The sequence below is a fragment of the Streptomyces murinus genome (assembly GCF_002154555.1).
Lineage (GTDB): Bacteria > Actinomycetota > Actinomycetes > Streptomycetales > Streptomycetaceae > Streptomyces > Streptomyces murinus.
The window spans coordinates 1-23,724 of sequence record NZ_MUNF01000250.1 but is presented as its reverse complement, the minus strand read 5'-3'; the positions used below and the strand labels follow the sequence as shown (position 1 = coordinate 23,724).

The 23,724-nt window shown below is 73.0% G+C and carries 18 protein-coding genes and 1 pseudogene; 10 read left to right on the top strand and 9 right to left on the bottom strand.

The genetic code is table 11. The features are described from left to right. The 3 genes and pseudogenes from CCN72_RS16830 to CCN72_RS38070 form a co-directional block, all read right to left on the bottom strand. Positions 1–1,242: pseudogene (locus tag CCN72_RS16830) on the bottom strand (Ig-like domain repeat protein); the annotation flags it as partial. Positions 1,243–1,363: 121 nt separating this feature from the next. After that, positions 1,364–2,623, bottom strand: coding sequence for an amidohydrolase (locus CCN72_RS16825; protein ID WP_086808228.1), 1,260 nt, complete (start codon positions 2,621–2,623; stop codon positions 1,364–1,366). Between the two features lie 75 nt (positions 2,624–2,698). Continuing rightward, positions 2,699–2,878 carry a hypothetical protein gene (locus CCN72_RS38070; RefSeq protein WP_107430113.1) on the bottom strand — a complete coding sequence of 60 codons (180 nt, stop codon included), beginning with the start codon at positions 2,876–2,878 and terminating at the stop codon, positions 2,699–2,701. A gap of 112 nt (positions 2,879–2,990) precedes the next feature. On the opposite strand from CCN72_RS38070, the gene CCN72_RS16820 reads away from it, so the two are divergent. Then, positions 2,991–4,334 (top strand): helix-turn-helix domain-containing protein, encoded by a 1,344-nt coding sequence (locus CCN72_RS16820; protein WP_086808227.1) that lies wholly within the window; start codon positions 2,991–2,993, stop codon positions 4,332–4,334. Between the two features lie 18 nt (positions 4,335–4,352). On the opposite strand, the gene CCN72_RS16815 is transcribed toward CCN72_RS16820, so the two are convergent. Then, on the bottom strand, positions 4,353–5,138 hold the full coding sequence (locus CCN72_RS16815; protein ID WP_086808226.1) for a hypothetical protein: 786 nt from the start codon (positions 5,136–5,138) through the stop codon (positions 4,353–4,355). 204 nt (positions 5,139–5,342) lie between these two features. Here CCN72_RS16815 and CCN72_RS16810 point away from each other — a divergent pair, with 204 nt between their 5' ends. The 5 genes from CCN72_RS16810 (at position 5,343) to CCN72_RS16790 (ending at position 10,654) form a co-directional block, all read left to right on the top strand. Then, the gene (locus CCN72_RS16810; RefSeq protein ID WP_086808225.1) at positions 5,343–6,311 is read left to right on the top strand and encodes a nucleoside hydrolase; all 969 of its coding nucleotides are present in this window, start codon (positions 5,343–5,345) and stop codon (positions 6,309–6,311) included. Between the two features lie 94 nt (positions 6,312–6,405). Further along, complete coding sequence (locus CCN72_RS16805; protein ID WP_086808224.1) at positions 6,406–8,052, top strand: glycoside hydrolase family 13 protein; 1,647 nt, start codon at positions 6,406–6,408, stop codon at positions 8,050–8,052. A 133-nt stretch (positions 8,053–8,185) separates the two neighbouring features. Then, positions 8,186–8,887, top strand: coding sequence for a DUF6445 family protein (locus tag CCN72_RS16800; RefSeq protein ID WP_086808223.1), 702 nt, complete (start codon positions 8,186–8,188; stop codon positions 8,885–8,887). 37 nt (positions 8,888–8,924) lie between these two features. Next, complete coding sequence (locus tag CCN72_RS16795; protein ID WP_086808222.1) at positions 8,925–9,602, top strand: SDR family NAD(P)-dependent oxidoreductase; 678 nt, start codon at positions 8,925–8,927, stop codon at positions 9,600–9,602. Positions 9,603–9,709: 107 nt separating this feature from the next. After that, positions 9,710–10,654 carry an MIP/aquaporin family protein gene (locus CCN72_RS16790; RefSeq protein WP_085565713.1) on the top strand — a complete coding sequence of 315 codons (945 nt, stop codon included), beginning with the start codon at positions 9,710–9,712 and terminating at the stop codon, positions 10,652–10,654. 38 nt (positions 10,655–10,692) lie between these two features. Here CCN72_RS16790 and CCN72_RS16785 read toward each other — a convergent pair whose 3' ends face one another. Genes CCN72_RS16785 through CCN72_RS16775 form a run of 3 tightly spaced genes read right to left on the bottom strand, consistent with a single transcriptional unit; the run spans position 10,693 to position 12,640 of the window. Then, entirely contained in the window at positions 10,693–11,103 is a 411-nt protein-coding gene (locus tag CCN72_RS16785) for a VOC family protein (RefSeq protein WP_086808221.1), read from the bottom strand. A gap of 48 nt (positions 11,104–11,151) precedes the next feature. Then, positions 11,152–11,541, bottom strand: a complete 390-nt coding sequence (locus CCN72_RS16780; RefSeq protein WP_086808220.1) for a helix-turn-helix domain-containing protein — start codon at positions 11,539–11,541, stop codon at positions 11,152–11,154. Between the two features lie 46 nt (positions 11,542–11,587). Further along, a complete protein-coding gene (locus CCN72_RS16775) occupies positions 11,588–12,640 on the bottom strand; it encodes a PucR family transcriptional regulator (RefSeq protein WP_202442869.1) in 1,053 nt (350 codons plus the stop codon). A gap of 251 nt (positions 12,641–12,891) precedes the next feature. Between CCN72_RS16775 and CCN72_RS16770 the strand changes: the two genes are divergently transcribed. Next, the gene (locus CCN72_RS16770; protein ID WP_086808218.1) at positions 12,892–15,078 is read left to right on the top strand and encodes a flotillin family protein; all 2,187 of its coding nucleotides are present in this window, start codon (positions 12,892–12,894) and stop codon (positions 15,076–15,078) included. A 146-nt stretch (positions 15,079–15,224) separates the two neighbouring features. Further along, complete coding sequence (locus CCN72_RS16765; protein WP_107430112.1) at positions 15,225–20,069, top strand: DNA repair ATPase; 4,845 nt, start codon at positions 15,225–15,227, stop codon at positions 20,067–20,069. A gap of 155 nt (positions 20,070–20,224) precedes the next feature. Here CCN72_RS16765 and CCN72_RS16760 read toward each other — a convergent pair whose 3' ends face one another. After that, complete coding sequence (locus tag CCN72_RS16760) at positions 20,225–21,094, bottom strand: GNAT family N-acetyltransferase (protein WP_086808217.1); 870 nt, start codon at positions 21,092–21,094, stop codon at positions 20,225–20,227. An 82-nt stretch (positions 21,095–21,176) separates the two neighbouring features. Next, on the bottom strand, positions 21,177–21,821 hold the full coding sequence (locus CCN72_RS16755) for a hypothetical protein (RefSeq protein ID WP_208638024.1): 645 nt from the start codon (positions 21,819–21,821) through the stop codon (positions 21,177–21,179). A gap of 166 nt (positions 21,822–21,987) precedes the next feature. Here CCN72_RS16755 and CCN72_RS16750 point away from each other — a divergent pair, with 166 nt between their 5' ends. Further along, on the top strand, positions 21,988–23,064 hold the full coding sequence (locus CCN72_RS16750; protein WP_244174264.1) for a helix-turn-helix domain-containing protein: 1,077 nt from the start codon (positions 21,988–21,990) through the stop codon (positions 23,062–23,064). A gap of 12 nt (positions 23,065–23,076) precedes the next feature. Continuing rightward, positions 23,077–23,658, top strand: coding sequence for an HD domain-containing protein (locus CCN72_RS16745; protein ID WP_086808215.1), 582 nt, complete (start codon positions 23,077–23,079; stop codon positions 23,656–23,658). The last annotated feature ends 66 nt before the right edge of the window (positions 23,659–23,724 follow it).

Here is a 23,724-nt window from a genome sequence, read left to right as displayed (position 1 = left end):
CACGTTGCCGCCGGCCGGCGGGGTGTCGGTGAGGGAGAAGGTGCCGTCGGCCTTGACCGTGACCGCCTTCAGGGCCTTGCCCTTGGGGGAGTCCAGGTCGGTGCGGGTGACGGACAGCGTGGTGCCCGCGGGCAGCGCGACCGTGGCGCTGACCTTGCCCTTGACGGTGAGCTGCTTGGCGCGGGTGGCGGTGGCCGGGGCGCTCACGGTGACGGTGGTGACCGCCTTCGCGGGCGCGTTCAGGACGCGCAGCGTATAGGCGCCCAGGCTGTTGTACGACACCGCGAACAGCCGGGAGGCGTCCGGCGCCCAGGCGAGCGCGGAGCCGGCGAGCTCGTCCGAGCCGGTGGTCTTGCCCGTGTTCGGGAAGTCGTAGGTGCGCACCGGGGTCTTGGCGCCGGGCTTGTAGATGTAGATGTCCGGCTCGTAGCTGCCGTCGATGCCCGCGGCGACCGTGCCGTTCGGGGCGACGGCCACCGCGTTCGGGTAGGCGTCGCTGGCGTAGACGCCGTCCGGGGTGAGGTCCGCGGTCTTGAACACCTGGTGCTGGTAGGGCCAGGGACTCGCGGTGATGACGTCCTTGCCGTCGGGCGTCACGGCGAGGTCGTGCAGACCGTCACCCGCCTGGGTGCTCGCGATCCGGGTGGGCGTGCCGGTGGAGACGTCGTACGAGACGACCGTGCCGGAACTGCTCCCGCTCTCCCCCGCGACGAGCGTGTCCGAGCCGGGCGCCGCGTCCAGGAACGGGCCTGCGTACCAGCCGCCGCCCTGGCCGAGGGTGACCTCGTGCTGCTCGGAGGCGAGATCGACGGAGCCGATGTCGCCGCTGCCGCTCGCGCCGTAGCCGAACCAGAGCCGGCCGCCCGCGACCGCGACACTGACCGGCTGACCGCCCACGGTGTAGGGCGCGCCCGGTGTGTCCGTCGCGGTGTCGACGACCGCGATCTGGTCGGCGCCCTTGACGGCGGCGTACAACGTGCCGGAATCCGGCGACAGTTCGAGGCCGGTGACGCCGGGCAGCGAGGTCAGCTGCTTGAGGACCTTGCCGCTGTAGTCGGTGACGACGATCTTGCCGTTGCCCGGGTCGCTGACGAAGACCTGCTGGTGGAGCCCGTCGACCACGACGTCGCCGACCTGCCTGACCGGCAGGGCGGTGGCGGTGTCGGCGGACGCCGGAGTGGCGGCGAGGACCGCCGAGCTGAAGAGGACCGCCAGGGTGGTGGCGGCGGTGAGAGTGCGCATACGCACGCTGATTCGAACCCCCCGGAACGAATGAAGACATGAGCGCCTTCGGGCACGGCCTCGCGAACCCCCGTATGTGCGAGCCATGTGTGCCCTGTGTGGCGAGTATGCGAAGACTAGGTCATGCCTCTGACAACAGCGCCAGCGCCCCCGAGACCAGGGTGCGCACGCCCGGCGCGACGGTGGCCGGGTCGGGGGCGAAGTGCGGGCTGTGATTGCTGGGGACGGCGGCGAGCTTCTCCGGGAGGGTGTCGCCGGGAGCCTCGTTCCAGATGTCGTGGGACGTGGTGGTGACGAACCAGTACGCGTAGGGAATGGCGCCGTCCAGGGCGAGTTCGGGGAAGTCCTCGCTGCCCATCGCCGGGCCGGGGTCGAACACCGTTGCCGCGCCGAAGAGTTCGCTGTGCGCGGCGGCCACGGTGGTGTCGGTGGCCGCGTCGTTCACGGTCACCGGGAAGGTGGCGCCGATGGTCACCTCCGGCTCCCGGGGGCAGCCGGCGGCCAGGCACTCGCCCTGGGCGATCCGCCGGATCGCGGCCAGCATCCGCTGCCGTACCGCCTCGGACTGGGTGCGCAGGTTCAGGGCGATGCGCGCCTCGTCGGGGATGATGTTGTGCCGGGTGCCCGCCTCGATGCGGCCCACCGTGAGGACGGCGGACTCGCCCGCGGCGACCTCGCGCGAGACCACGCTCTGGAGCCGGGTGACGAGGTAGGCGGCGGTCACCACCGGGTCCACGGTCGCCTCGGGGCGCGAGCCGTGGCCGCCCCGGCCGTGCACCACGATGTCCACGTCCGTCGCCGCCGACATGATCAGCCCCGGCGCGTGCGGGTACAGGCCCGCGGGGCCGGGCGCGGCATGCTGACCGAGCAGCACGTCGGGCCGCCCGAAGCGCTCGTACAGTCCGTCCGCGAGCATCCGCCGGGCGCCCTGTCCGGACTCCTCGGCGGGCTGCCCCACCACCAGCAGGGTGCCGCGCCAGGTGTCCCGGCCCGCGGCGAGCGCGGCGGCGGCCCCGGCCAGCCAGGTGACATGCAGATCGTGCCCGCAGGCGTGCATCACACCGTCGTTGGCGGAGGCGTACGGCAGCCCGGTCGCCTCGGTGACGGGCAGCGCGTCCATGTCGGCGCGCAGCAGCACGGTGGGACCGTCGCCGTTGGCCAGCCGCCCGACGACGCCGGTGCCGCCGACGCCCTCCGCCGTCTCGAACCCGGCGTCCGCCACCCGCCCGGCCAGCTTCGCCGCGGTGCGGTGTTCGCGCAGGGACAGCTCGGGGTGCCGGTGCAGATCCCGGTAGAGGTCCTCAAGGGCGGGGAGCGGGAGGTCGGCGGTGAGGTCCCGCGCGGTGTGGGCGGCGGTGGCGGCGCTGGCGGCAGAGGTCATGCGGGCAGGTTAGGCGGGTGGCGCGGATTCCGACACAGGTGGTTCCTGTGGTTCCTGCGGTTCTTGTGGTTCCGGTCAGCGGTCGGCCGCCGCCGGGGCCGAGGCGGTGACCTGGTCCTCGGGGGCCGCAGGTGCCGTGGCGCGCGCCGGGCCCGCGTTGGCCGCGAGTATCAGGGACGCCGCGGCTATCACGGCGGCGGCGACGGCCCTCCGCGCGGTGGAGTATCCGTAAGCAGCGGATGGACGTCCGTACACGGCGACCTCGCAACACGACAGCGGCGTATTAAGCAGGTTTAATCCGCCGTTTAACCTAGAGGCATTCCGAGCCGAACGGCAAGGTCCGGCGGGCCAGTTGGGGGTTGCGGCGGTGCGTGAACGGGACGATCCGGAGACGGTGGGGCGACGGGTGCAGCGGCTGCGCGGCGAGCGCGGGCTGACCCAGCGGCAGCTGGCCGAACCGGCCTACACACCGGCGTACATCTCCACCCTGGAGGCGGGCCGGGTGCGCGCCTCCGACGAGGCGCTGCGGCACATCGCGCGGCGGCTCGGCGTGAGCTTCGAGGAACTGGCCCTGGGCCGGCCCGCCCATCTCGCGACCGAGCTGCGGCTGCGGCTCACCGAGGCCCGGCGGACGCTCGCGGACGGGCGGGCCGAGGAGGCGGCGGGGCGGTACGCCGAGCTGCTGGCCGAGGCGGAGTCGCACGGGCTGCCGGGCGAGCAGGCGGCCGCGCTGCTGGGGCTCGGCGAATGCGCCCTGGAGACCGGCGAGCTGGCGAGCGCCCACGGGCACTTCGAGCGCGCCGAGGAACGCCTCGCGGACGCCTCCCCGGCGGCCCGCGCCCCCGCCGTGCGCGGCCGGGCGGTCGCCCACTATCTGGCGGGCGAACTCCGCTACGCCGTCTACCTCCTGGAAACCACCCTCGACGAACTCAACCGGGGCGGACTGCACGACCCGGACGCGCTGCTGCTCCTGTACGCCAGCGTCATCGGCCCCTACCTGGACATGGGCGCCCACGCGCGCGCCGCCCAGGCCGCCGAGTTCGCGCTCGCGCTCGCCCCGCGGGCCGGTGACCCGGCGCTGATCGCCCGGATGCACCGCTCGGTGGCCCGCACCCTGCTCGCCGAGGGCCGCCCCGCCGAGGCCGACGCCTCCCTCGCCAAGGCCGCCGAGCTGTACCGCCAGCTCCAGCTGCGCACCGAACTGGCCAACTGTCACTGGATGCGCGGCTATGTGCACGCCCAGAACGGCCAACTGAACGCTGCCGAGGTGGAGTTGCGGCAGGCGCTCGCCATGCTCTCGGAGACCAGCGCCGCCCTCTACCGCAGCCAGGCCGCGGTGGAACTGGCCGATGTGCTGCACCGCCTGGACCGCTCCACGGAGGCCGCCGCCCTTCTGGAGGGGGTGCTGGGCGACTTCTCCTCCGAGCGCGGCGCGATGCACGCCGCCGCCGCGCACCGGCTGCTCGGCATCATCGCCGAGGACGCCCGGGACACCGAGTCCGCCGAGGAGCACTACGTCCGCGCCCTCAGCCTCCTGGAACGCGCGGGCGCCGCGGGCGATCTGGCCGACCTCTGCCGCCTCCTGGGCGACCTCCTGCGCCGCACCGGCCGTACGGAGGCCGCCCTGGACGCCTACCGCACGGGCCTCGGCCACCGGACCACCCCCGGCACCACCACCCTGGGCCCGGCCCCGGCCCAGCCGCCCCTGTGACCCTTGCTCACCCGGGTGTCACACGTCCGCCCGCCCCTGCCTGCGCACCTCCGCCAGCCGCAGCGCGCCCACCTGCACGGCCGCCTGGGTGGCGTCGTTGGGGACATCGCCCAGGCCGCCGTTGGTGAAGGCGAAGGCGTCGCTGCCGACGCGGACGGTGGCGACGTCCAGGGTGAGCCGGACGTCCTGGTCGTCCTCGGTGGTGGCGGAGACGGTGATGTGCAGGCCCTGCCGGGCGTCGCCGACCTCGGGGAGGGCGAGTTCGGAGACCTGGACGTCCTCCTGGAGGTTCTGGGGGGTGACGGCGTCGAAGCGGGCGCAGTTCACCGGCATCGTGCGCAGCCAGTTCAGCGCGGCGTCCACGTCGGAGGGGCGGCGGGCGCCGATCTGGTAGCGGAGCTGGGCGTCGGTGTCGGCGTCGTCCAGGCCGACGGCGACGCGGGCCGGGCCGCCGAGGAGCTGATCGCTGTAGAGGGCGTCGAGGAGTTTCTGGCACTCACCGGCGGAGGTGCTCGCCTTCAGCATCCCGTCCCGCCAGGTCGCTGCCCCGCGCGTCGCGGTCCAGGGGGCGCCGAGGTCGCTCTGGCCGAGGAGCGCGGCCTGCGCCTGCGCGTCGGTGAGGGAGGAGCCGTCGGGCCGGGCGGGGGCCCTGGAACTCTGGGCCGGCCGGTCGATCGTCGGCAGCGGCTGCGGCGCCGTCTCCGGCTGCTTCAGCGTCAGCGCCGCGCACCCCCCGATGCCGAGCAGCCCGAGCCCGGTCAGGAACATCGGCAGCCGGCCGCGCGGACGTATCCCCTCGAACATCACGCTGCCTCCCGGTCCTGGTGCCTCCTCCCACGGCACCACCACCCCGGCCGCCCCACCAGCGCGGAAGGCCGGACGGGTGAGCCGTACGAAGGGCCGGTCGGCGCGCCCCGCGCGGCCTGCCTGAACTAATGTGTGACCCCCTCGCGCCCCGCACGTCCCTCGACGGGCCGAGCCGCGACCCTCCGCCGTGAAGGAGACCCCATGCCCGGCCGTCCGGTGCCCGTGATCATGGACTGCGACACCGGGGTCGACGACGCCCTCGCGCTGCTGTTCGCCGTGCGGCACCCCGGGATCGAACTGCGTGCGGTGACCTGCGTGGCCGGGAACACCGATGTGGACGGGGTGGTGCGGAACACCCTGACCGTGCTGGAGCAGGCCGGGGCGCCGGAGACGCCCGTGGCGCGCGGAGCCGAGAGGCCGCTGCTGGAGCCGGCCCGGCCCGCCACGCATGTGCACGGGACGGACGGCATGGGGGACCTCGGGCTGCCCGCCCCGGCCCGGCGGCCCGCCGAGGTGGACGCGGTCACCCTGCTGCGCCGCGAGATCCTCGCCGCGCCCCGCCCGGTCACGCTGATCCCCACCGCGCCGCTGACCAACATCGCGCTGCTGCTGCGCACCCACCCCGAGGTGACCCGCAACATCGAGCGGATCGTCTTCATGGGCGGCGCGGTCGAGGTCGGCAACGCCACGCCCGTCGCCGAGTTCAACGTCTGGCACGACCCGGAGGCCGCCGCCGTACTGCTCACCGCCGGGGTGCCGATCACGATGTACGGCCTGGACGTGTTCCGGCAGGTGGTCGTCGAGGCCGAGGACGTGCGCCGGCTGCGGGCGAGCGGGGACCGCGGGGCGCGGCTGGCCGGGGAGCTGCTGGCGCACCGTCCGGCCACCCAGGGCGAGCCGCCCGAGGCCGGGGAGGCGGGCGGGCTCGGGGACGCGGGCGCGGTGTGCGCGGTCGCCGATCCGGGCGGCCTGACCACCCGGCCGCTGCCGGTCGAGGTCAGCCTCGCGCCCGGGCCGGGCCGCGGGCAGACGATCGTGGACCGGCGGCCCCGGCCCGGCGAGGCCGAGATCCATCACGGGGAGCGCGAACGGGCCCTGATCGACGTCGCGTTGGCGGTCGACGCGGACCGGTACACGCGGCTGTACCTGGAGACGGTCGGACGGCCCTGACGCCGTCTCCGGTTTCCAAGGTTCTCTTTCCGGGCAATGTGGACAGATTCTCTACGTCGCGTCCGCTTCGTCCGTCGTACCGAAGGGAACCCGTATGGCAGACCTCTCCTCCAGGAACCCCGACTGGTGGCGGCAGGCCGTCATCTACCAGGTGTATCCGCGCAGCTTCGCCGACGCCGACGGGGACGGGCTCGGGGACCTCAAGGGCATCACCCAGCGCCTGGACCATCTCGGCGCGCTCGGCGTGGACGCCCTGTGGCTGAGCCCGTTCTATCCGTCCGAACTCGCCGACGGGGGGTACGACGTCGCCGACCACCGGGACGTCGACCCGCGCCTGGGCAGTCTGGACGACTTCGACGCCCTGGTCGCCGAGGCGCACCGGCTCGGTCTGAAGGTCGTGGTGGACCTGGTGCCCAACCACACCTCGCACCAGCACCCGTGGTTCCAGGAGGCGCTGCGGGCCGGTCCCGGATCCGCCGCCCGCGAGCGGTACGTCTTCCGGCCCGGCCGCGGCACCCGGGGCGAACTCCCGCCCTCCGACTGGCAGTCCGTCTTCGGCGGCAGCGCCTGGCACCGGGTGGCCGACGGCGAGTGGTACCTGCATCTGTTCGCCGCCCAGCAGCCCGACCTCAACTGGGACAACGAGGAGGTGCGCGCCGACTTCCGCACCACCCTGCGGTTCTGGTCCGACCGGGGCGTGGACGGCTTCCGCGTGGACGTGGCGCACGGCCTGGCCAAGGAGCTGACCGAGCCGCTGCGCGACATCGGCGGCATCGGCGCCTCCGGGGAGACCGCCCTGCTCCGTGTCCCGCCCGGCGACCACCCCTACTGGGACCGCGACGAGGTGCACGAGATCTACCGCGACTGGCGCAAGGTCTTCGACGCCTACCGGCCACCGCGCAGCGCCGTCGCCGAAGCCTGGGTCCCGGGCCCCCGCCGCGCCCTGTACGCCCGGCCCGACGAACTCGGCCAGGCGTTCAACTTCGAGTATCTGGAGGCCGGTTGGAGCGCGGAGGAGCTGCGCCGCGTCATCACCGAGGAACTGGCCACCGCGCGGGCCGCGGGCGCCGCCGCCACCTGGGTGCTGTCCAACCACGACGTCGTACGGCACCACTCCCGGCTGATGCTCCCGCCCGGCACCGACCCTGGCGCCTGGCTGCTGTCCGGCGGTCACGCGCCCGCGGTCGACCGGGAGGCGGGCCTGCGCCGGGGCCGGGCCGCCACCCTGCTGATGCTGGCGCTGCCCGGGGCGTCGTACCTCTACCAGGGGGAGGAACTCGGTCTGCCCGAGGTCGCCGATCTGCCCACCGAGGTGCTCCAGGACCCGATCTGGGAGCAGACCGGGCATGTCCGCAAGGGGCGCGACGGATGCCGGGTGCCGCTGCCGTGGACGGCGGACGGAGCGTCGTACGGCTTTGGACCCGGCGGTGCCTGGCTGCCGCAGCCGGCCGGCTTCGCGGCGTACGCCGTCGAGGCGCAGAGCGGGGTCGCGGGCTCGACGCTGGAGCTGTACCGCACCGCGCTGCGCCTGCGCCGCAAGCTGCTCGACGGGGAGTCGCTCATCTGGTCGACCGACTCCCCTGAAGAAGTACTGGACTTCAGCCGCTGCGAGGGGTGGCGGTGTGTCGCCAACCTGGGGACGGGCGCGGTGGCGATGCCCGCCGGGGAAGTGCTGCTGAGCAGCGGGCCGTTGCCCGGGGACGGGGTGCTGCCCCCGGACACGACGGTCTGGCTGGGCTGACCCGCGGGGCGAAGGGGCCGGTCACCTGAGGGCCGGCCTCATTGCCGCGTTTTGGTGTACATGACACATGGTTGGGGAAACGTTGACCAGTCCTCGGGAGAAGGCGGGGAGAACGCGGGCCTAGATTCGCCGCATGCCCCCACAGCCACCTCCCAGGATGCCCGCGGCCCGCGCCCCGGGCGCGCTGCCCGTGCTGCCCTACCGCAAGCCCACCAAGGGCCGCGACTACTGGGTCCTGGACGACGTCCTGCCCGACGTGGACGCGGTGCGCGCGCGCTGTCTGGCCAAGGACGACTGGGTCGAGGGCTACCCGTACACCTCGGAGACCTGGCCGGGCCTGCGCGCCATGCCGGGGCTCGAACCCGCCGAACTCGCCGTCATCGAACGGCTGGTGAAGAAGGCGACCGGCGCCAAGGAGCTGTGGGTGCAGAAGGCGCCCGGCGGCGGCACGCTCAACCACAACTGCGTCCAGGTCGTCGGCGCCGGCGAGAGCGAGCCGCGCCCGCACACCGACTCGCGCGCGCTGTGCCGGTACGCGGCCGTGCTGTACCTCAACCCGGGTGTCCCCAAGGACTGCGGCACCAGCTTCTACCGGCAGCATCTGCCGGGCGGCCGGCTCGGCGGCAATGTCGTCCAGGCCCCGCACACCAACCTGGTCGAGGCCCTCGGCACCCGCTTCGTCGCCCCGGACGCCTTCGAGGAGGACGTCCGCGTCCCGCACAAGTACAACCGCCTGCTGCTCTACAACGCCAACCTCGTGCACAGCGCGACCGGTTACACCGGTGCCACGCTGGAGGAGAAGCGCATGACGGCCGTCTTCTTCTGGATGGCCTGACGGCCCGGGGTGCGGCCGGGCCCGACGTGCGGTACGGATGGTGGGCGTGAGCGTTGTCGCCATCGTGGGCGCCGGTCCCGGACTCGGCGCCGCCGTCGCCCGGCGGTTCGGGCGCGAAGGGTACGACATCGCCCTCGTCGCCCGCGACCACGACCGGCTGGACGCGCTGGTCCGGGAGCTGGCCGAGGACGGCGTCGCCGCGCGCGCCTTCCCCGCCGACGTCCGCGAACCGGAACGGCTGGCCCGCGCCCTCGCCGACGCCGCGCGGGAGCTGGGCACCATCGAGGTGTTCCAGTACAGCCCGGTGCCGCACAAGGACTTCATGCGGCCCGTCCTGGAGACCGGCCACCGGCAGCTGACCGGGCCCATCGAGTTCTCGGTGTACGGTCCCGTCGCCGCCGTACAGCAGGTACTGCCCGGGATGCGGGCCCTGGGGCGCGGAACCATACTGTTCGTGAACGGGGGGACGGCCGTCGTGCCCCAGGTCGAGCGGGCCGGTACGTCCGTCGCGTTCGCCGCGCAGAGTGCGTACGGGCATCTGCTGCACGAACGCCTCGCCGCCGAGGGCATCCATGTCGCGCAACTCGTCGTCCCCGGCGCCATCACCCCGGGCCACGCCCGCAAGGACCCTGCCGTGCTCGCCGAGATGCTGTGGGGCATGCACCGGGAGCGGCACGGGTTCCGGCACTTCGCGGACGACCTCGACAGCCGATGACGGGTCACGCGATGGGGTGACAGCCCCTCGGCCCGCCCTGCGTGAAGGGCATTTGTGGGCGAATATGGTGACGTTGGCCGTATTGCTCCTCTCCAAGGGGGCCCCTCATGGCTGTCGAGATCCCGTCGCTCATCAAGCCGTCCAAACTGCGGGCCAGGGGTGGCCTGCTGGGCGAGTGCCTGGCGGAGTTCCTCGGGACGTTCGTGCTCATCGCCTTCGGCTGCGGAGTGGTCGCGATGGCCGTTGCCGCGCTGCCCGGCTCGGGCCGCGCCGCCACGCCCACCACGATCTTCCTCGCCGCCGGTGACTGGCTGCTGATCACCTGGGGCTGGGCGATGGCCGTCGTCTTCGGTGTCTACGTGGCCGGTGGCGTCAGCGGCGCCCACCTCAACCCCGCGGTGACCCTGGCGATGGCGGTGCGCCGCGGCTTCCCCTGGGCCAAGGTGCTGCCGTACTGGTTCGCGCAGCTGGTCGGCGCCTTCACCGGCGCGGCGCTGGTGTACCTGGTCTACCACCAGGCGATCGGCGCCTACGACGCCGCCGCCTCCGGGCCCAAGGTGAACGGGCATACGAACGCCACGTTCTCCATCTTCGCCACCTTCCCCGCGGGTTACTTCCACGGCGGGATCTGGGGCCCGCTGATCGACCAGATCGTCGGTACGGCCTTCCTGATCATGTTCATCGTCGCCGTCATCGACCTGCGCAACACCGCGGTGCAGGCCAACCTGGGGCCGCTGATCATCGGCTTCATCGTGGCCGCGATCGGCATGTCCTACGGCGCAAACGCGGGCTACGCCATCAACCCGGCCCGTGACTTCGGGCCCCGCCTGTTCACCTGGTCGGCCGGATGGGGAAGCCTGGCCTTCCCCGGCAGCGTGTCCGGCGTGTACCGCGACTACTGGTGGATCCCGATCGTCGGACCGCTGATCGGCGCCGTCATCGGGATCCTGGTCTACGACCTGTTCATCGGGGATGTGCTGGTGCTGCGCGCCAAGGACGAGGAACTGCCCGAGGCGGGCGTGATCCGACAGGTGGAGACGACCGAGGAGTAGCCCCTGCCGGGACCGGACGTGACACCGGCGCCGGGGCCTCAGGCCCTGGGCTGGGTGAAGCGGATGCGGTTGCCGAAGGGGTCGCGCAGCCCGCAGTCGATCCCGTAGGGACGCTCGGTGGGCTCCTCGATGAACTCCACGCCCTTGTCCAGCAGCGTCTTGTAGGTGCCCCGGCAGTCGTCCGTGGTGAAGATGAGCCAGCCGCCCATGACGCCCTTGGTGATCAGCTCGCGCACCTGCTCCGCGGTCTGTTCGGACATCGCGGGGGCGCCCGGCTTCTCCAGCAGGATCTGCCGCTCGGGGTGTCCGGGGACGGAGACCGTCAGCCAGCGCATGAAGCCGAGGGGGACGTCGGCGCTGACCTCAAGGCCGAGCTTGCCGACGTAGAAGTCGAGGGCCTCGTCCTGGTCGAGGACGTATATCTGGGACTGTGTGATCGCGTTGAACATGCCGTCCACGCTAGCGAGCGGACGGCGCGAGAACTTATCCGAAACTGCTCAAGCGGGCCGGGTCCAGGCCATCGTGAAGCATGTCGGCACGGCCGCGGCCACCGCCTCCTTGCGGTACCCGCGCGGCGAGCTGCCGACGATGTCGCGGAACGTGCGGCTGAAGGTGCCCGGACTGCCGAAGCCGACCTCGAAGGCGATGTCCGTGACGCTCCGGTCGCTCTCGCGCAGCAGGTACATCGCCCGTTCCACCCGGCGGCGTTGCAGATAGCGGTGCGGTGTCTCGCCGAAGGTGGCCCGGAAGGTGCGCGCGAAGTGGGCCGGTGACACATGTGTGACACGGGCCAGCGCGGGGACGTCCAGCGGTCGCGCGTAGTCGCGGTCCATGGTGTCCCGCGCGCGCAGCATCCGCCGGTTGGTCCCCTCGGTGGCGCGGCTCATCGCACCCTCCCCTCATCTCCCGCGCGTACGGCGCACGTTGTGCCCCTCACAGCGGCCGGTCGGGCCAGTCCAGCAGGCGGGCGCCGATCACCGCGGTCTGGAGCATGTAGCGGTGCGCGGGGTCGGCCGGGTCGGCGCCGGTGAGCTGGTGGATGCGCTCCAGACGGTAGGTGAGCGCGCGCACGCTCAGCGAGAGCCGGCGGGCGGCCTCGGCGGCCACGCAGCCGGCGTCGAAGTAGGCGACCAGGGTCTCCAGCAGCGGCACCGCCCCGCCCCGGGCCGCGGTCAGCGGGCCCAGCGTGTGCTGCACCAGATCGGCCATCGCCTGCCGGTCGCGCGCCAGCACCGGGTAGACCAGCAGGTCGGCGGCGCGCAGCACCGGACCGGGCAGCCCGAGCCGCTCGGCCATGTCCAGTGCGGCGAGTGCCTCCTCGTACGACTGCACCACGCCGCCGGGGCCGGTCTGCGGGCGTCCGATGGCCACCCGGCCGCCCTCGGTGGCGGCGGACGCCTGCCGGGCGAAGTGGGCGAGTACCTCGTCGGTGTCACCGGGCGCGATGCACAGCAGCCGGCCGTTCTTGGTGGTGAGCAGGATGCTGTGGGAGTCGAAGCGGGCGAGCACCTCGGCCTCCACTCGCCGGGCGACGGCGTCGCCCTCGCCGTAGGACCGGGCGCCCTCGGCGACCGCGACGGCGTGCGCGCGCGAGAGCCGCAGCCCGAACCGTTCGGCGCGCTCTGCGAGCCTTCCCAGGTCGCTGCGGCCGTAGAGCAGATCGTCGATGAACTCCCGGCGGGCCGCCTCCTCCCGGCGTACCGTCAGCCGCTGGGCGCGCTCATAGCCCTCCGCGAACACATCGACGGCCTGCTCCACGGCGGCCAGTGCCGCGAGGGTGCTCTCGGCCGAACCGGGTCCCACCGGCCAGGCGCCGCGGGCCGCGGCCAGATGCGCGACGACCAGGGCGCGCAGCCCGAGCCCCGCCTCGGCGGCCTGTTCGCCCAGCGTCCGACGGGTCTTCAGCTCCTCCCGGGTCAGCCGCCGGCCGGTGCTCGCGACCTCGGCCAGCACCCCCGCGAAGCCGTCCAGATAGCGCTCGGACATCCCCTGCTCGCTCACCCTGCCCCGTTCCCCCGTGATCTTGACGTGCCGGTGACGCTTTCTTAGCGCGATTCCGGCATGCAGACAGTAGTGAAGACTGCCGGAAACCGGCAATGCGGAAACGGTCCTCCGGGCCGCACCATCCTTTGCGGGGAGCACTACGGAGGGTTCCGGTGCCGGGCATCGCGGGGGGATGCCCGGCACCGGCGCCTCGGGGGAGCTCCGACCCGCCGTCTGACGCAAGGACGTATGCCATGGAAGCCCTCGGCGTGCTCGTCGCCGCCTGTGTGATCATCGCCGTGCTGTTGCTGCTCGGGTTCTCCCGGCTGTACCGCAAGGTCGACCAGAGCCAGGCCCTGATCGTCTCCAAGACGCGGCGCGTGGATGTGTCCTTCACCGGACAGGTCGTGCTGCCGATCCTGCACAAGGCCGAGGTCATGGACATCTCGGTGAAGACCATCGAGATCAGCCGCTCCGGTAGGGACGGGCTGATCTGCAGGGACAACATCCGTGCCGACATCCGGATCCTGTTCTTCGTCAAGGTCAACAAGACCGTCCAGGACGTCATCAAGGTCGCCCAGTCCGTGGGCACCGAGCGGGCCAGCCACCAGGACACGCTCCAGGAGCTGTTCCACGCCAAGTTCTCCGAGGCGCTGAAGACCGTCGGCAAGCAGATGGACTTCACCGACCTGTACACCAAGCGCGAGGAACTGCGGTACCACATCATCGAGTTGATCGGTGTCGACCTCAACGGCTACCACCTCGAGGACGCCGCGATCGACTATCTGGAGCAGACGCCGCTGACCCAGCTGGACCCGGCCAACGTCCTGGACGCGCAGGGCATCCGCAAGATCACCGAGCTGACCGCCGTCGAGCATGTGCGCACCAACGAGGCCAAGCGCACGGAGGAGAAGGAGATCACCCGGCAGGACGTCGACGCCCGCGAGGCCATCCTGGAGCTGGAGCGCCGGCAGGTGGACGCCGAGATCAAGCAGCGGCGGGAGATCGAGACGTCCCGCGCCCGCGAGGAGGCCGAGACCGCCCGGGTGATGGAGGAGGAGCGGCTGCGCGCGCAGACCGCGTTCCTGCGCACCGAGGAGCAGCTGGGTGTGCAGCGGGAGAACCAGGCGCGGGAGATCGCGGTCGCCGCGAAGAACCGCGAGCGGGTCATCGCCGTGGAGAACGAGCGCATCGAGAAGGACCGCCTGCTGGAGGTCATCGCCCGGGAGCGGGAGACGCAGCTGACCCAGATCTCTGCCGAGAAGGAGGTCGAGGCGGAGAAGCGGGAGATCGCCGAGGTCATCCGGGAGCGGGTCGCGGTGGACCGTACGGTCGCCGAGCAGGAGGAGTCCATCAAGAAGCTGCGCGTGGTCGAGGAGGCCGAGCGCGACCGGCAGGCCCTGGTCATCGCCGCCGAGGCGGAGGCGCAGGAGAAGCTGGTCAAGGACATCAAGGCCGCCGAGGCCGCCGAGCAGGCCGCGACGCACCGCGCCGCCGAGGAACTGACCCTGGCCGAGGCCCGGTTGAAGACCGCCGACCTCGACGCGCGGGCCAAGCTGCGGCTCGCGGAGGGCGTGCAGGCCGAGTCGGCCGCCGAGGGGCTCGCCGCGGTGCAGGTCCGGGACAAGGAGGCCGAGGTCACGGTCAAGGCCGGGCGCGCGGAGGCGGAGGCCACCGAGGCGCGGCTGCGGGCGGAGGCCGAGGGCGCGCAGGCGAAGGCGCTCGCGGAGGCCGAGGGCGCGCGGGCCAGGGGTCTCGCCGAGGCCGAGGGCGCGCAGGCGGCGGCCGCGGCGACGGAGGCGCGGCTGCGGGCCGAGGCGGAGGGCGCCCGGGCGAAGGCGCTCGCGGAGGCCGAGGGCACGAAGGCGGCGGCGCTCGCGGAGGCCACCGGTATCGGCGAGAAGCTGAAGGCCGAGGCGGCGGGGCTCACCGAGAAGGCGGCGGCGATGGCCGCGCTGGACGAGGCCTCGCGCGGGCACGAGGAGTACCGGCTGCGGCTCCAGGCGGAGAAGGAGATCCGGCTGGCCGGCCTGGAGACGCAGCGGCAGGTGGCCGAGGCGCAGGCGACAGTGCTGGCCACCGGCCTGGAGAACGCCGACATCGACATCGTCGGCGGGGAGTCCGTCTTCTTCGACCGGCTCGTCTCCGCGGTGTCCTTCGGCAAGGGCGTCGACGGCTTCATGGCCAGCTCCCGCACCGCCCAGACCCTGGCGAAGCCGTGGCTGGACGGGTCGGGCAGCTTCACGGAGGACCTGAGCCGGGTGCTCGGATCGGTGGGCACGGCGGACGTCCAGAACCTGACGGTGTCGGCCCTGCTGATGAAACTGATGAACGGCGGCGGCGCGGACGCGTCCCAGTTCCGCCAGCTGCTGGAGAAGGCGGGGGAGCTGGGGCTGGCGGACACGCCGGTCGCGTCACTGAACGGTGCCGCCCGCAACTGAGGCGAACGCCCCTGTAGGGGCGCGGGGGCCGCTTCGATGTGCGGCTCCGCCGCGTGGGCGCGAGCGGCCACGACGCACCCGCACTCCGCGACGAACCCCGCACCCCTGCGGCGAATCCGAACCCCGCTGAACCACGAAGGGCGACCATGGCCACCGAGACCGTCGACGCCGGAACGTACGACGTCCTCCGCGACCGGCTGGCCGCACACGCCGCCGAACTGGCACAGCGGGCCGAGGAACTGAACGCCCGCCGTGCCGGGGAGTTCGGCTCGACCCGCCTCGAACTCGCCTCCACCACCCACCTCAAGACCCCCCACGCGAGCCTCCGGCAGGACATCGTGGCGGTCGGCGACAAGCTCCTGCTCGGCAGCCGGGCCCGCGGCAGCGAACCCGTCCTCGCCCTCTACGACCGCGACGGCAACCGCCTCCCCGAGGACGGCGGCTTCCTCGATGACCCCGCGTTCGTACGCGAGTTCACCGCCCTGACCCGCTACTACCGCGACGCCCACCTGCTGCGTCTGCGCCGCACCGACGGCCGTCTCCTCGCGGTGTTCCGCACCGGCGAGAAGGCCGACGACATCCGCGCGCTGCGCTGGACCCTGACCGAGGACGGCCGCGCCGAGTTCCTGGACGCGCAAGGCGAGCGCGACGACGTCGTACCCCCGGCCCAGGACGTCACCTGGACCGGCACCGGCCGCGCCGACCATGTGCTGGGCCGGGAACCGTACGTCGCCGTACCCGGCGGACTCGGTGTCGCGGCCCTCGGCGGCACCCTCACCGTCCGCGCCGAGGACGGCACACAGCTGTACGCCGAGCCCGTCGCGGAACCCCTCCAGTCCCTCGCCGACGCCGCCGTGGCGTATGCGGGCGTCGGCCCCCTGACGCTGCTGCGCGTGCGGCCGTACAAGGAGGACACCGACCGCTATCTGGTCTTCAACGCCCTGACCCGGACGGTCGTCCGCCTCGACGGCATCGGCCAGGCGTGCCGGCGGCTGCCCGAGGAGCAGGGTGTCGTCTTCCCCGGCGGCTACTGCCTGGCCGGCGGACAGCACAAGGCGTACGAACTCGACGTCACCGGGCTGGAGTTCGAACAGGAGATCCGCGCGCCCAACGGCGAGGACGTGCTGTACGCCTTCCGGGACCGTTCCGGCGGCGGCACGCTCCTGCTGTCGTACAACACCCTGCGCAAGGAGGTCACGACCCCGCTGCCCTGTCAGGGCTGGGCGCTGTTCGAGGACGGCGCGCTCGCCGTGCTGCGCGCCGGGGGCGACGAGCCCGCGCACACGCATCCCCTCCAGTGGTGGACCTCGCCCTACGTCTCCGACACCCATGCCGCCGCCCTGCGCACCGGCACCGGCCCGCTCGCCCGCGTCGGCAACGCCGACCTGGTGCGGGGCCTCGCCGACTGCCTGTCCGTGGCCCGGCTGGTGGCCGACGGCATCACCACCGGCGCGGGCTACCGCGCGCTGACCGCCGCGTGCGTCCGCGCGGCCGACACCCACCACTGGCTGGCCGACCCCGAACTCGGCCGCATTCAGGAGCCGTTGGCGGCCGTACGCGAGACCGCCGAGCAGGTGCTGGCCGAGTTCGAGACGGTGCGCGAGCTGACCCGGGGGGCCGCCGAGGCGCTGGAGGAGGCCGCCGAGCGGATCGCGGCCGTGGTGCGCCGGCTGCGCGGCGAGGCCCCGCGCGAGGCCGCCGCCTGGGTGCACGGACTGACCGAACTCCGCCGCGCCCACGGCCACTTGCTCACCCTGCGCGAGCTGCGGTACGTGGACACCGAGCGGGTGGCCGCGCTGGCCGCCGGGGCGGAGTCCGACCTGGCCGCGTTCGGCAGGCGGGCGGTGACCTTCCTGTCCCGCGAGGATGCCTTCACGGCCCAGCGCGCCGAGGTGGAGCAGCTGGTGGCCGACGCGGACGCGATCCGCACGGTCGCGGACGCCGGGCCCGTCACCGAGCGCCTGGACGAGCTGGCGGACGGGCTACGCACCGTCACGGAGGTGGTCACCGGCCTCGACATCGCCGACGCCACCGTGCGCACCGCCGTACTGGAGCGGATCGCCGACGTCCTGGGCGGCGTCAACCGGGCCCGCGCCACCCTCGACGCCCGCCGCCGCTCCCTCCAGGACCAGGAGGGCCGTGCCGAGTTCGCCGCCGAGACCGCCCTGCTCGCCCAGGCCGTCACCGCCGCGCTCGCCGGCGCCACCACGCCCGAGGCCTGCGACGACCAACTCGCCTCCGTGCTGGCCCGGTTGGAGGACCTGGACGGCCGGTTCGCCGAGTTCGACGACTTTCTGACCGAACTCGCGGGCAGACGCACCGAGATCTACGAGGCGTTCGCCGCCCGCAAGCAGTCCCTCGCCGATGTCCGCGCCCGCCGTGCCGAACAACTGGCCGTATCGGCCGGGCGGATGCTGGAGACGATCGCCCGGCGCGCGGCGGGACTCCCCGACGCCGACGCGGTCACCGCGTACTTCGCCTCCGACCCGCTGGTCGCCAAGATCGTCCGTACCGCCGGTGAGCTGCGCGACCTCGGCGACAGCGTGCGCGCCGAGGAACTCGACGGCCGTCTCAAGGCCGCCCGGCAGGAGGCCGCCCGCGCCCTGCGCGACCGCGGCGACCTGTACGCCGACGACGGCCGCACCCTGCTGCTCGGCGGCCACCGCTTCGCCGTCAACACCCAGCCGCTGGACCTCGCCCTCGTCCCGGCCGCCGACGGCCTCGCCCTCGCGGTCACCGGCACCGACTACCGCGCCCCGGTCACCGACCCCGACCTCGTCTCGATGCGCCCCTACTGGGACCGGCATCTGCCCTCCGAGTCACCCGAGGTCTACCGCGCCGAACACCTCGCCGCCCGCCTCCTCACGGAGCACGGCCCGGCCGCTCTCGCCGCCGCCGACGACCTGCCGGGCCTGGTCCGCCGGGTGGCGCAGGAGTCGTACGACGAGGGCTACGAGCGCGGTGTCCACGACCATGACGCGACCCTGATCCTGACCGCGCTGCTGCCTCTGTACGACGCCGCCGGTCCCCTGCGCCACGAGCCCGCGGCCCGCGCCCGTGCCCAGCTCTTCTGGACCCACGGCACCACGGAGGCGGCCCGCGCCGCCTGGAGCCGCCGCGCCGTGTCCCTGGCTCGCGCCCGCGACGCCTTCGGGCCGACGGCGGCACTGGGGGAGCTGGTGGCGGAGCTGGCGGCGGCCCTCGGGGAGTGGGAGCCGTCCGACACCCGCGAGGGCGCGGACCGTGGCTCCGACCGCTGGTCCGCGCAGGCGGCCGCCGCCTACCTCTTCGACGAACTGACCGGCGGCAGCGGCCCCGGGAGCTTCGTGTTGGGCGGGGCGGCCCGCGCCCTGCTCGACAAGTTCCGGCAGGCGCTGGCCGGTGCGGACTACGGCCGTGACCTGGAGGGACTGACCGAACTGCGGGACCGCCGCCAGGTGGTCGAGGCCTGGCTGACCGCGTACGCCGACGCGAGCGGCAGCGACGCCGCCCCCGGTGAGCTGGCGGAGGCGGTCGCCGCCGAACTCTGCCCGGCCCTGCCCCGCTACGACGGCGACGCCCGGCTCACCACGACCGTCGAGGGCCTCCTCGGCGCCCACCCCCGGGTGGCGGGCGGCCGGCTTGAGCTGCGCCTGGACGAGTTCCTGGCCCGTACCGCCCGGCACACCGCGCACGACCTGCCCGGCTTCCGCGCCTACCAGCGCCGCCGCTCCGCCCTGCTCACCGCCGAACGCGAACGGCTGCGCCTGGCCGACCACCGGCCCCGGGTGATGCCCTCGTTCGTCCGCAACCGCCTGGTGGACGAGGTCTACCTCCCGCTGATCGGCGACAGCCTCGCCCGCCAGCTGGGCACCACCGGCGCCGGCAAGCGCACCGACACCGGCGGCCTGCTCCTGCTGGTCTCGCCGCCCGGCTACGGCAAGACGACGCTCATGGAGTACGTCGCCGACCGGCTCGGCCTGATGCTGGTCAAGATCAGCGGCCCGGCGCTCGGCCACTCCGTCACCTCGCTGGATCCGGCCGACGCCCCGAACGCCACCGCGCGCCGCGAGATCGAGAAGATCAACTTCGCCCTCGCGGCGAGCAACAACACCCTGCTCTACCTGGACGACATCCAGCACACCTCGCCCGAACTCCTCCAGAAATTCATCCCGCTCTGCGACGCCACCCGGCGCGTGGACGGCGTGTGGAACGGTGAGCCCCGCACCTACGACCTGCGCGGCAAGCGGTTCGCGGTGTGCATGGCGGGCAACCCGTACACGGAGTCCGGGGAGCGGTTCCGCATCCCCGACATGCTCGCCAACCGCGCCGACGTATGGAACCTGGGCGACGTCCTGACCGGCAAGGAGGACGCCTTCGCGCTGAGCTTCGTGGAGAACGCCCTGACCGCCAACCCGGTCCTCGCCCCTCTCGCCGCCCGCGAGCACGCCGACCTGGAGCTGCTGGTCCGGCTGGCCGCGGGCGACCCGACAGCCCGCCCCGACCGGCTGTCCGCCGCGCTTCCCCCCACCGAACTCGACACCACACTCGCCCTGTTGCGCCACGTCCTCGCCGTCCGCGACACGATCCTCACGGTCAACGCCGCCTACATCGCCTCCGCCGCCCAGTCCGCCGACGCCCGCACCGAGCCGCCGTTCCGCCTCCAGGGCTCGTACCGCGACATGAACAAGATCGCCCAGCGGCTGCGCCCGGTCATGAACACCGCCGAGCGCGAGGCCGTCGTCCAGGACCACTACACGGCCGAGGCCCAGACCCTGACCACGGGCGCCGAGGCCAACCTCCTCAAACTCGCCGAACTTCGCGGCGAGTTGGACGCCACCCGCGCGGCCCGCTGGACCGACATCAAGACCGCCCACATCCGCACCCGCACCCTCGGCGGCCCCGACCAGGACCCTCTGACCCGCGCGGTCGCGGCGCTGACGGTACTGGCGGACAGGGTGGCAGCGGTGGAATCGGCGATCATCCGGGCCACCGGCCACCCCTCCGACTGAGCCGGCTCAGCGCGGGGCCCGTAGGTGATCGTCGAGCTGCTTGAGGCGGTGCCAGGAGGTGAGGCCAGTGTCGTCGCCGAGCGGGTCGTGCAGGGCGGGCCGAGCCGGAGGGGGCTTGCGGCCAGGGGCTGTCGGCTCGGTGTACCGGGATCCGGCTACGCCCGTGTGGTGTGGGTGAAGCCGAGTGAGGTCAGTCCTTCCGACCGGCACAGTCTGTCGGATGGACCGCCGACTTCGGTCTGGAGGAGTTGGTAGGCGGCGCCGTGGGACTGGCCCCAGTGCATCGCGGCCTGCCACAGAACGCGGCCCAGCCCCTGACCTCGGGCCTCGGGCAGGACGGCGAAGTACTGGGGGAGGAGCTGGGGGCACCCGATCGCGTCGGGCCGTACCTCCATGGGGCCGATCGCGCCTACGACGCGGTCCTCGACGACGGCGGCCAGCACCGGGCCACACTGGCCGGCGCGCATCCGGGTGTGGAGGAAGGCCAGGCCGTCGGCTGCCATGGCGGCGGCGAAGAAGGCGAAGGTCTCCCGCACGACGGCCGGCCAGTCGGTGACGGGGCGGACCGGGCCTCCGGGGTCCGGGCAGGGGCGGGCGGTGAAGTCCTGGAGCTGGATGCGGGTGCCGCGCGGGCGGCCGGTCTCCGGGCCGAGAGGACGTACGACGCTCGCGTGGACCACGTCATGCACCGCGGCGAGTTTCGCGGCCAGTTCGGCGGCGTCCTCCACGATGCCGCGATGGCGCCCGTAGGCGAAGACCTTGACAGCGCCGCGTCCGCGTCGTGTCAGGGTGGGGATGAGGGTGTGATCCGGTTGGTGGACCACGTCCTCACGGAGCACGGTCTCGCTCTTCTCGCCGCTCCAGCGCCGGTCCTTGTCGTAATGCAGGAACGGCCGCTCGGGGACTGCCGCCCGCAGGGTGTCCTCGAAGAGGTCGACGGTGAGGGCGTGAGGGTGGACGGGACCGAGAGTCGGCACGACAGGAGCGGTCAGTACGGGCCGGAGCCACTCCCAGTGGAAGAACATGAGCGGCTCCTTCATTCGAGTTGCGGCCGGTGAACGGCTTGCGCTGCCGCAGATGGGTCGATAGAGCCCACTGCTGTCGCTCCTACCAGCGCGACAGCGCCGACCGGTGACGGGGGTCAAGGGCGGCCACGGCGGCGGCAGCGGCGTCGATCTTGGCGTTCTCGGCGAGCAGGTGGGTACCGGCGGCGATGAACCGGGCGATGCGGAGCGGGGCGCACAGGGTCCCGGGCGAGCCCACCGGGACGGCCCAGTACGCGCCGACGCCCTCGTGCGCTTCGGTGGCGTCCGTTTCTGGGACCCCCACGTAGGCCTCAGGGCCGAATACGACAACACCGTCACGACGCCAGTCGTTCACGGCCTCGCGCCAAGCCCTGGGCACACCGGCCGGGACAAGGGCGTAGTAATAGCACCCGCGTCGTCGGTCACAGATCACGGGACCGCCTTGCAGTGCCTCGTCCAGGACGGCTTCGACGTCGGCCCGCTCTGTGCTCATCGCCACGGCGTGGACGAGCGCGCCGGGCAGCCGGACGGCGGCGAACAGAGTGCCGCACGGCAGCAGGGTGACACCGGCCGTTCGCCACTCCACCCGGGCGCGCTCGCGGTCGGCCTCGGGGAGGACGGACAGCAGCCAATGCTCGGCGGCCAGACGCCGGTCGGCGGCGGTGGTATGGACGCGGACGACGTCAGTGCTCGCCTCTACCGGCGGCTTCTCGCTATGGGCGGCCATGGCGGTATCACTCCACTACGCTGTGTTGCCCGGCTATCACTCATGACAGTAGATAGGCGAGACAATCACTTGTAGTGACCGCGAGTACGGGTAAGGGCCCGTCGTGGGCGTGCGAGGGGACACCGTGGGGCAACGGGCGAGTGAAACCCCGACCGGGGGTCAGGGAGTGCCCGGGCGGGGACGGTCAGGCATCATCTCGGGCTACGTCTTCCGGGTCGTACGGGAGCAGTTGGGGCACACACAGGACGGCCTCGCCGAACTGTTCGGGGTGGCACCGGACACGGTCGCCGGCTGGGAGACGGGGCGCCGCCCGCTGACCTCCCTGCCGGTGGGGCAGGTGCTGGCACACCGCAACCGGCTCATGCGGCTGGGCACGGCCCCCGCCCTGCTTTCCGCCCTCGAACGAGCGATGGAAGCTGACGTACTGCTGGCCGGCGCCCTGGAGGACGAGACGCCCACCAAGCCCAACCCACTTGGCGCGTGGGTCATGCGGCGCGACCTGGTGGAGATCCTGACCTGGCCCCTCAACGGCACCTCACCCAGTCCCCTGCGCGCCCTCCCGACGCCCTCCCGTGCCCGCCGCGGCCCGGTGCCGACGGCGCCGGAACTGTCCAAGGCCGCCCGGTGCTGCTTCTTCAGCCGCATGCGGGAATCAGCCGAACAGGCCCGAGGAGGACGGGACTTCCTGCTGCGTCGTCAGGCTCTCTACCTCGCCGGGTTCGACCGGAGCGCCGACACCTCCGCGTGGCTGGCACACCAGCAGCGGACCGAGCGGCCGGACGACTGGCTGACGCGGTGGCTCAACTCCCGCTCCGTCGCCGCCGTGGCCGCACGTCAGGGCGACCGGGACCGCATGGCCCACTTCATCGGCCGCACCCTGGGCGACAGTGACCGGGCCGAGGCGGCGAACCTGAACTACTGGGCGTACTGGGTCGGGGAGACCCCGCACGTCCAGCTGTCGGATGCCTTCATCGGCGAGACGACACCAGGGCCCTGGAACGGTGACCGCCTGTTGGCCCACCTCGTCCGCGGCCTCGTGCCGCAGCACGGCTTCTTCGACCTCAACGTCCACACCCTGTGGGCGCTGCTCGCCGTCCGCCCGGACTTGCTGCGCGGCCGGTCGGAGGCCGGGGAGATGCTGCGTGGACGTCTTCCGGTGATGTTGGATGACTCCGGGCTTTCGCCGCAGGCGCGGCGGGAGCTGGAGGGCATCCGGTACGCGATCCGCCTCGCCGAGGCGTGAAAGGGGACACCCGTGGATGACCAGGACCTGGCGGACGTGGCCCACTTCCTGTGGGAGGCGGGCACGCTGAAGGCGGCCCGGCGAACGGGCTGGTGGATGGCGGGCGTTCGGGACCCCGAGAGCGTCGCCGAGCACGCGTGGCGTACGTCCGTCATCGCCTCGGTCATCGCCACGCTGGAGGGCGCCGACGCCGCGCGCGCCGCGCATCTGGCGGTGTGGCACGACTCGCAGGAGACGCGTACGGGTGATGTGAACCACCTGGGCAAGAAGTACGCGGCCCCGGGGAACCCGGTCGCGGTGACGGCGGACCAGACGGCGGGCATGCCCGAGGTCCTTCGCTCCGCGATCCGTGCCGTCGTCGCCGAGTACGAGGCGCGCGAGACACCGGAGGCCGTCTGCGCGCGCGACGCGGACAAGCTGGAGTGCATGTTGCAGGGCCTGGAGTACAAGGGGCAGGGGTACGAGGCGGCCCAGCGATGGGTCGACAACAGCCGGTCCCGGATCGTCACCGAGTCCGGCCGGCTGCTCGCCGACCAGCTGCTGGCTCAGGCCCCGCTCGACTGGCTGCGCGCGGCCATGGGGGAGCGCGGCTGATCAGGAGCGCGTGTTCTTCAGGGTCTCGATGAAGGGGGTGAAGACGGGGAGGGGGAAGGTGAGGGT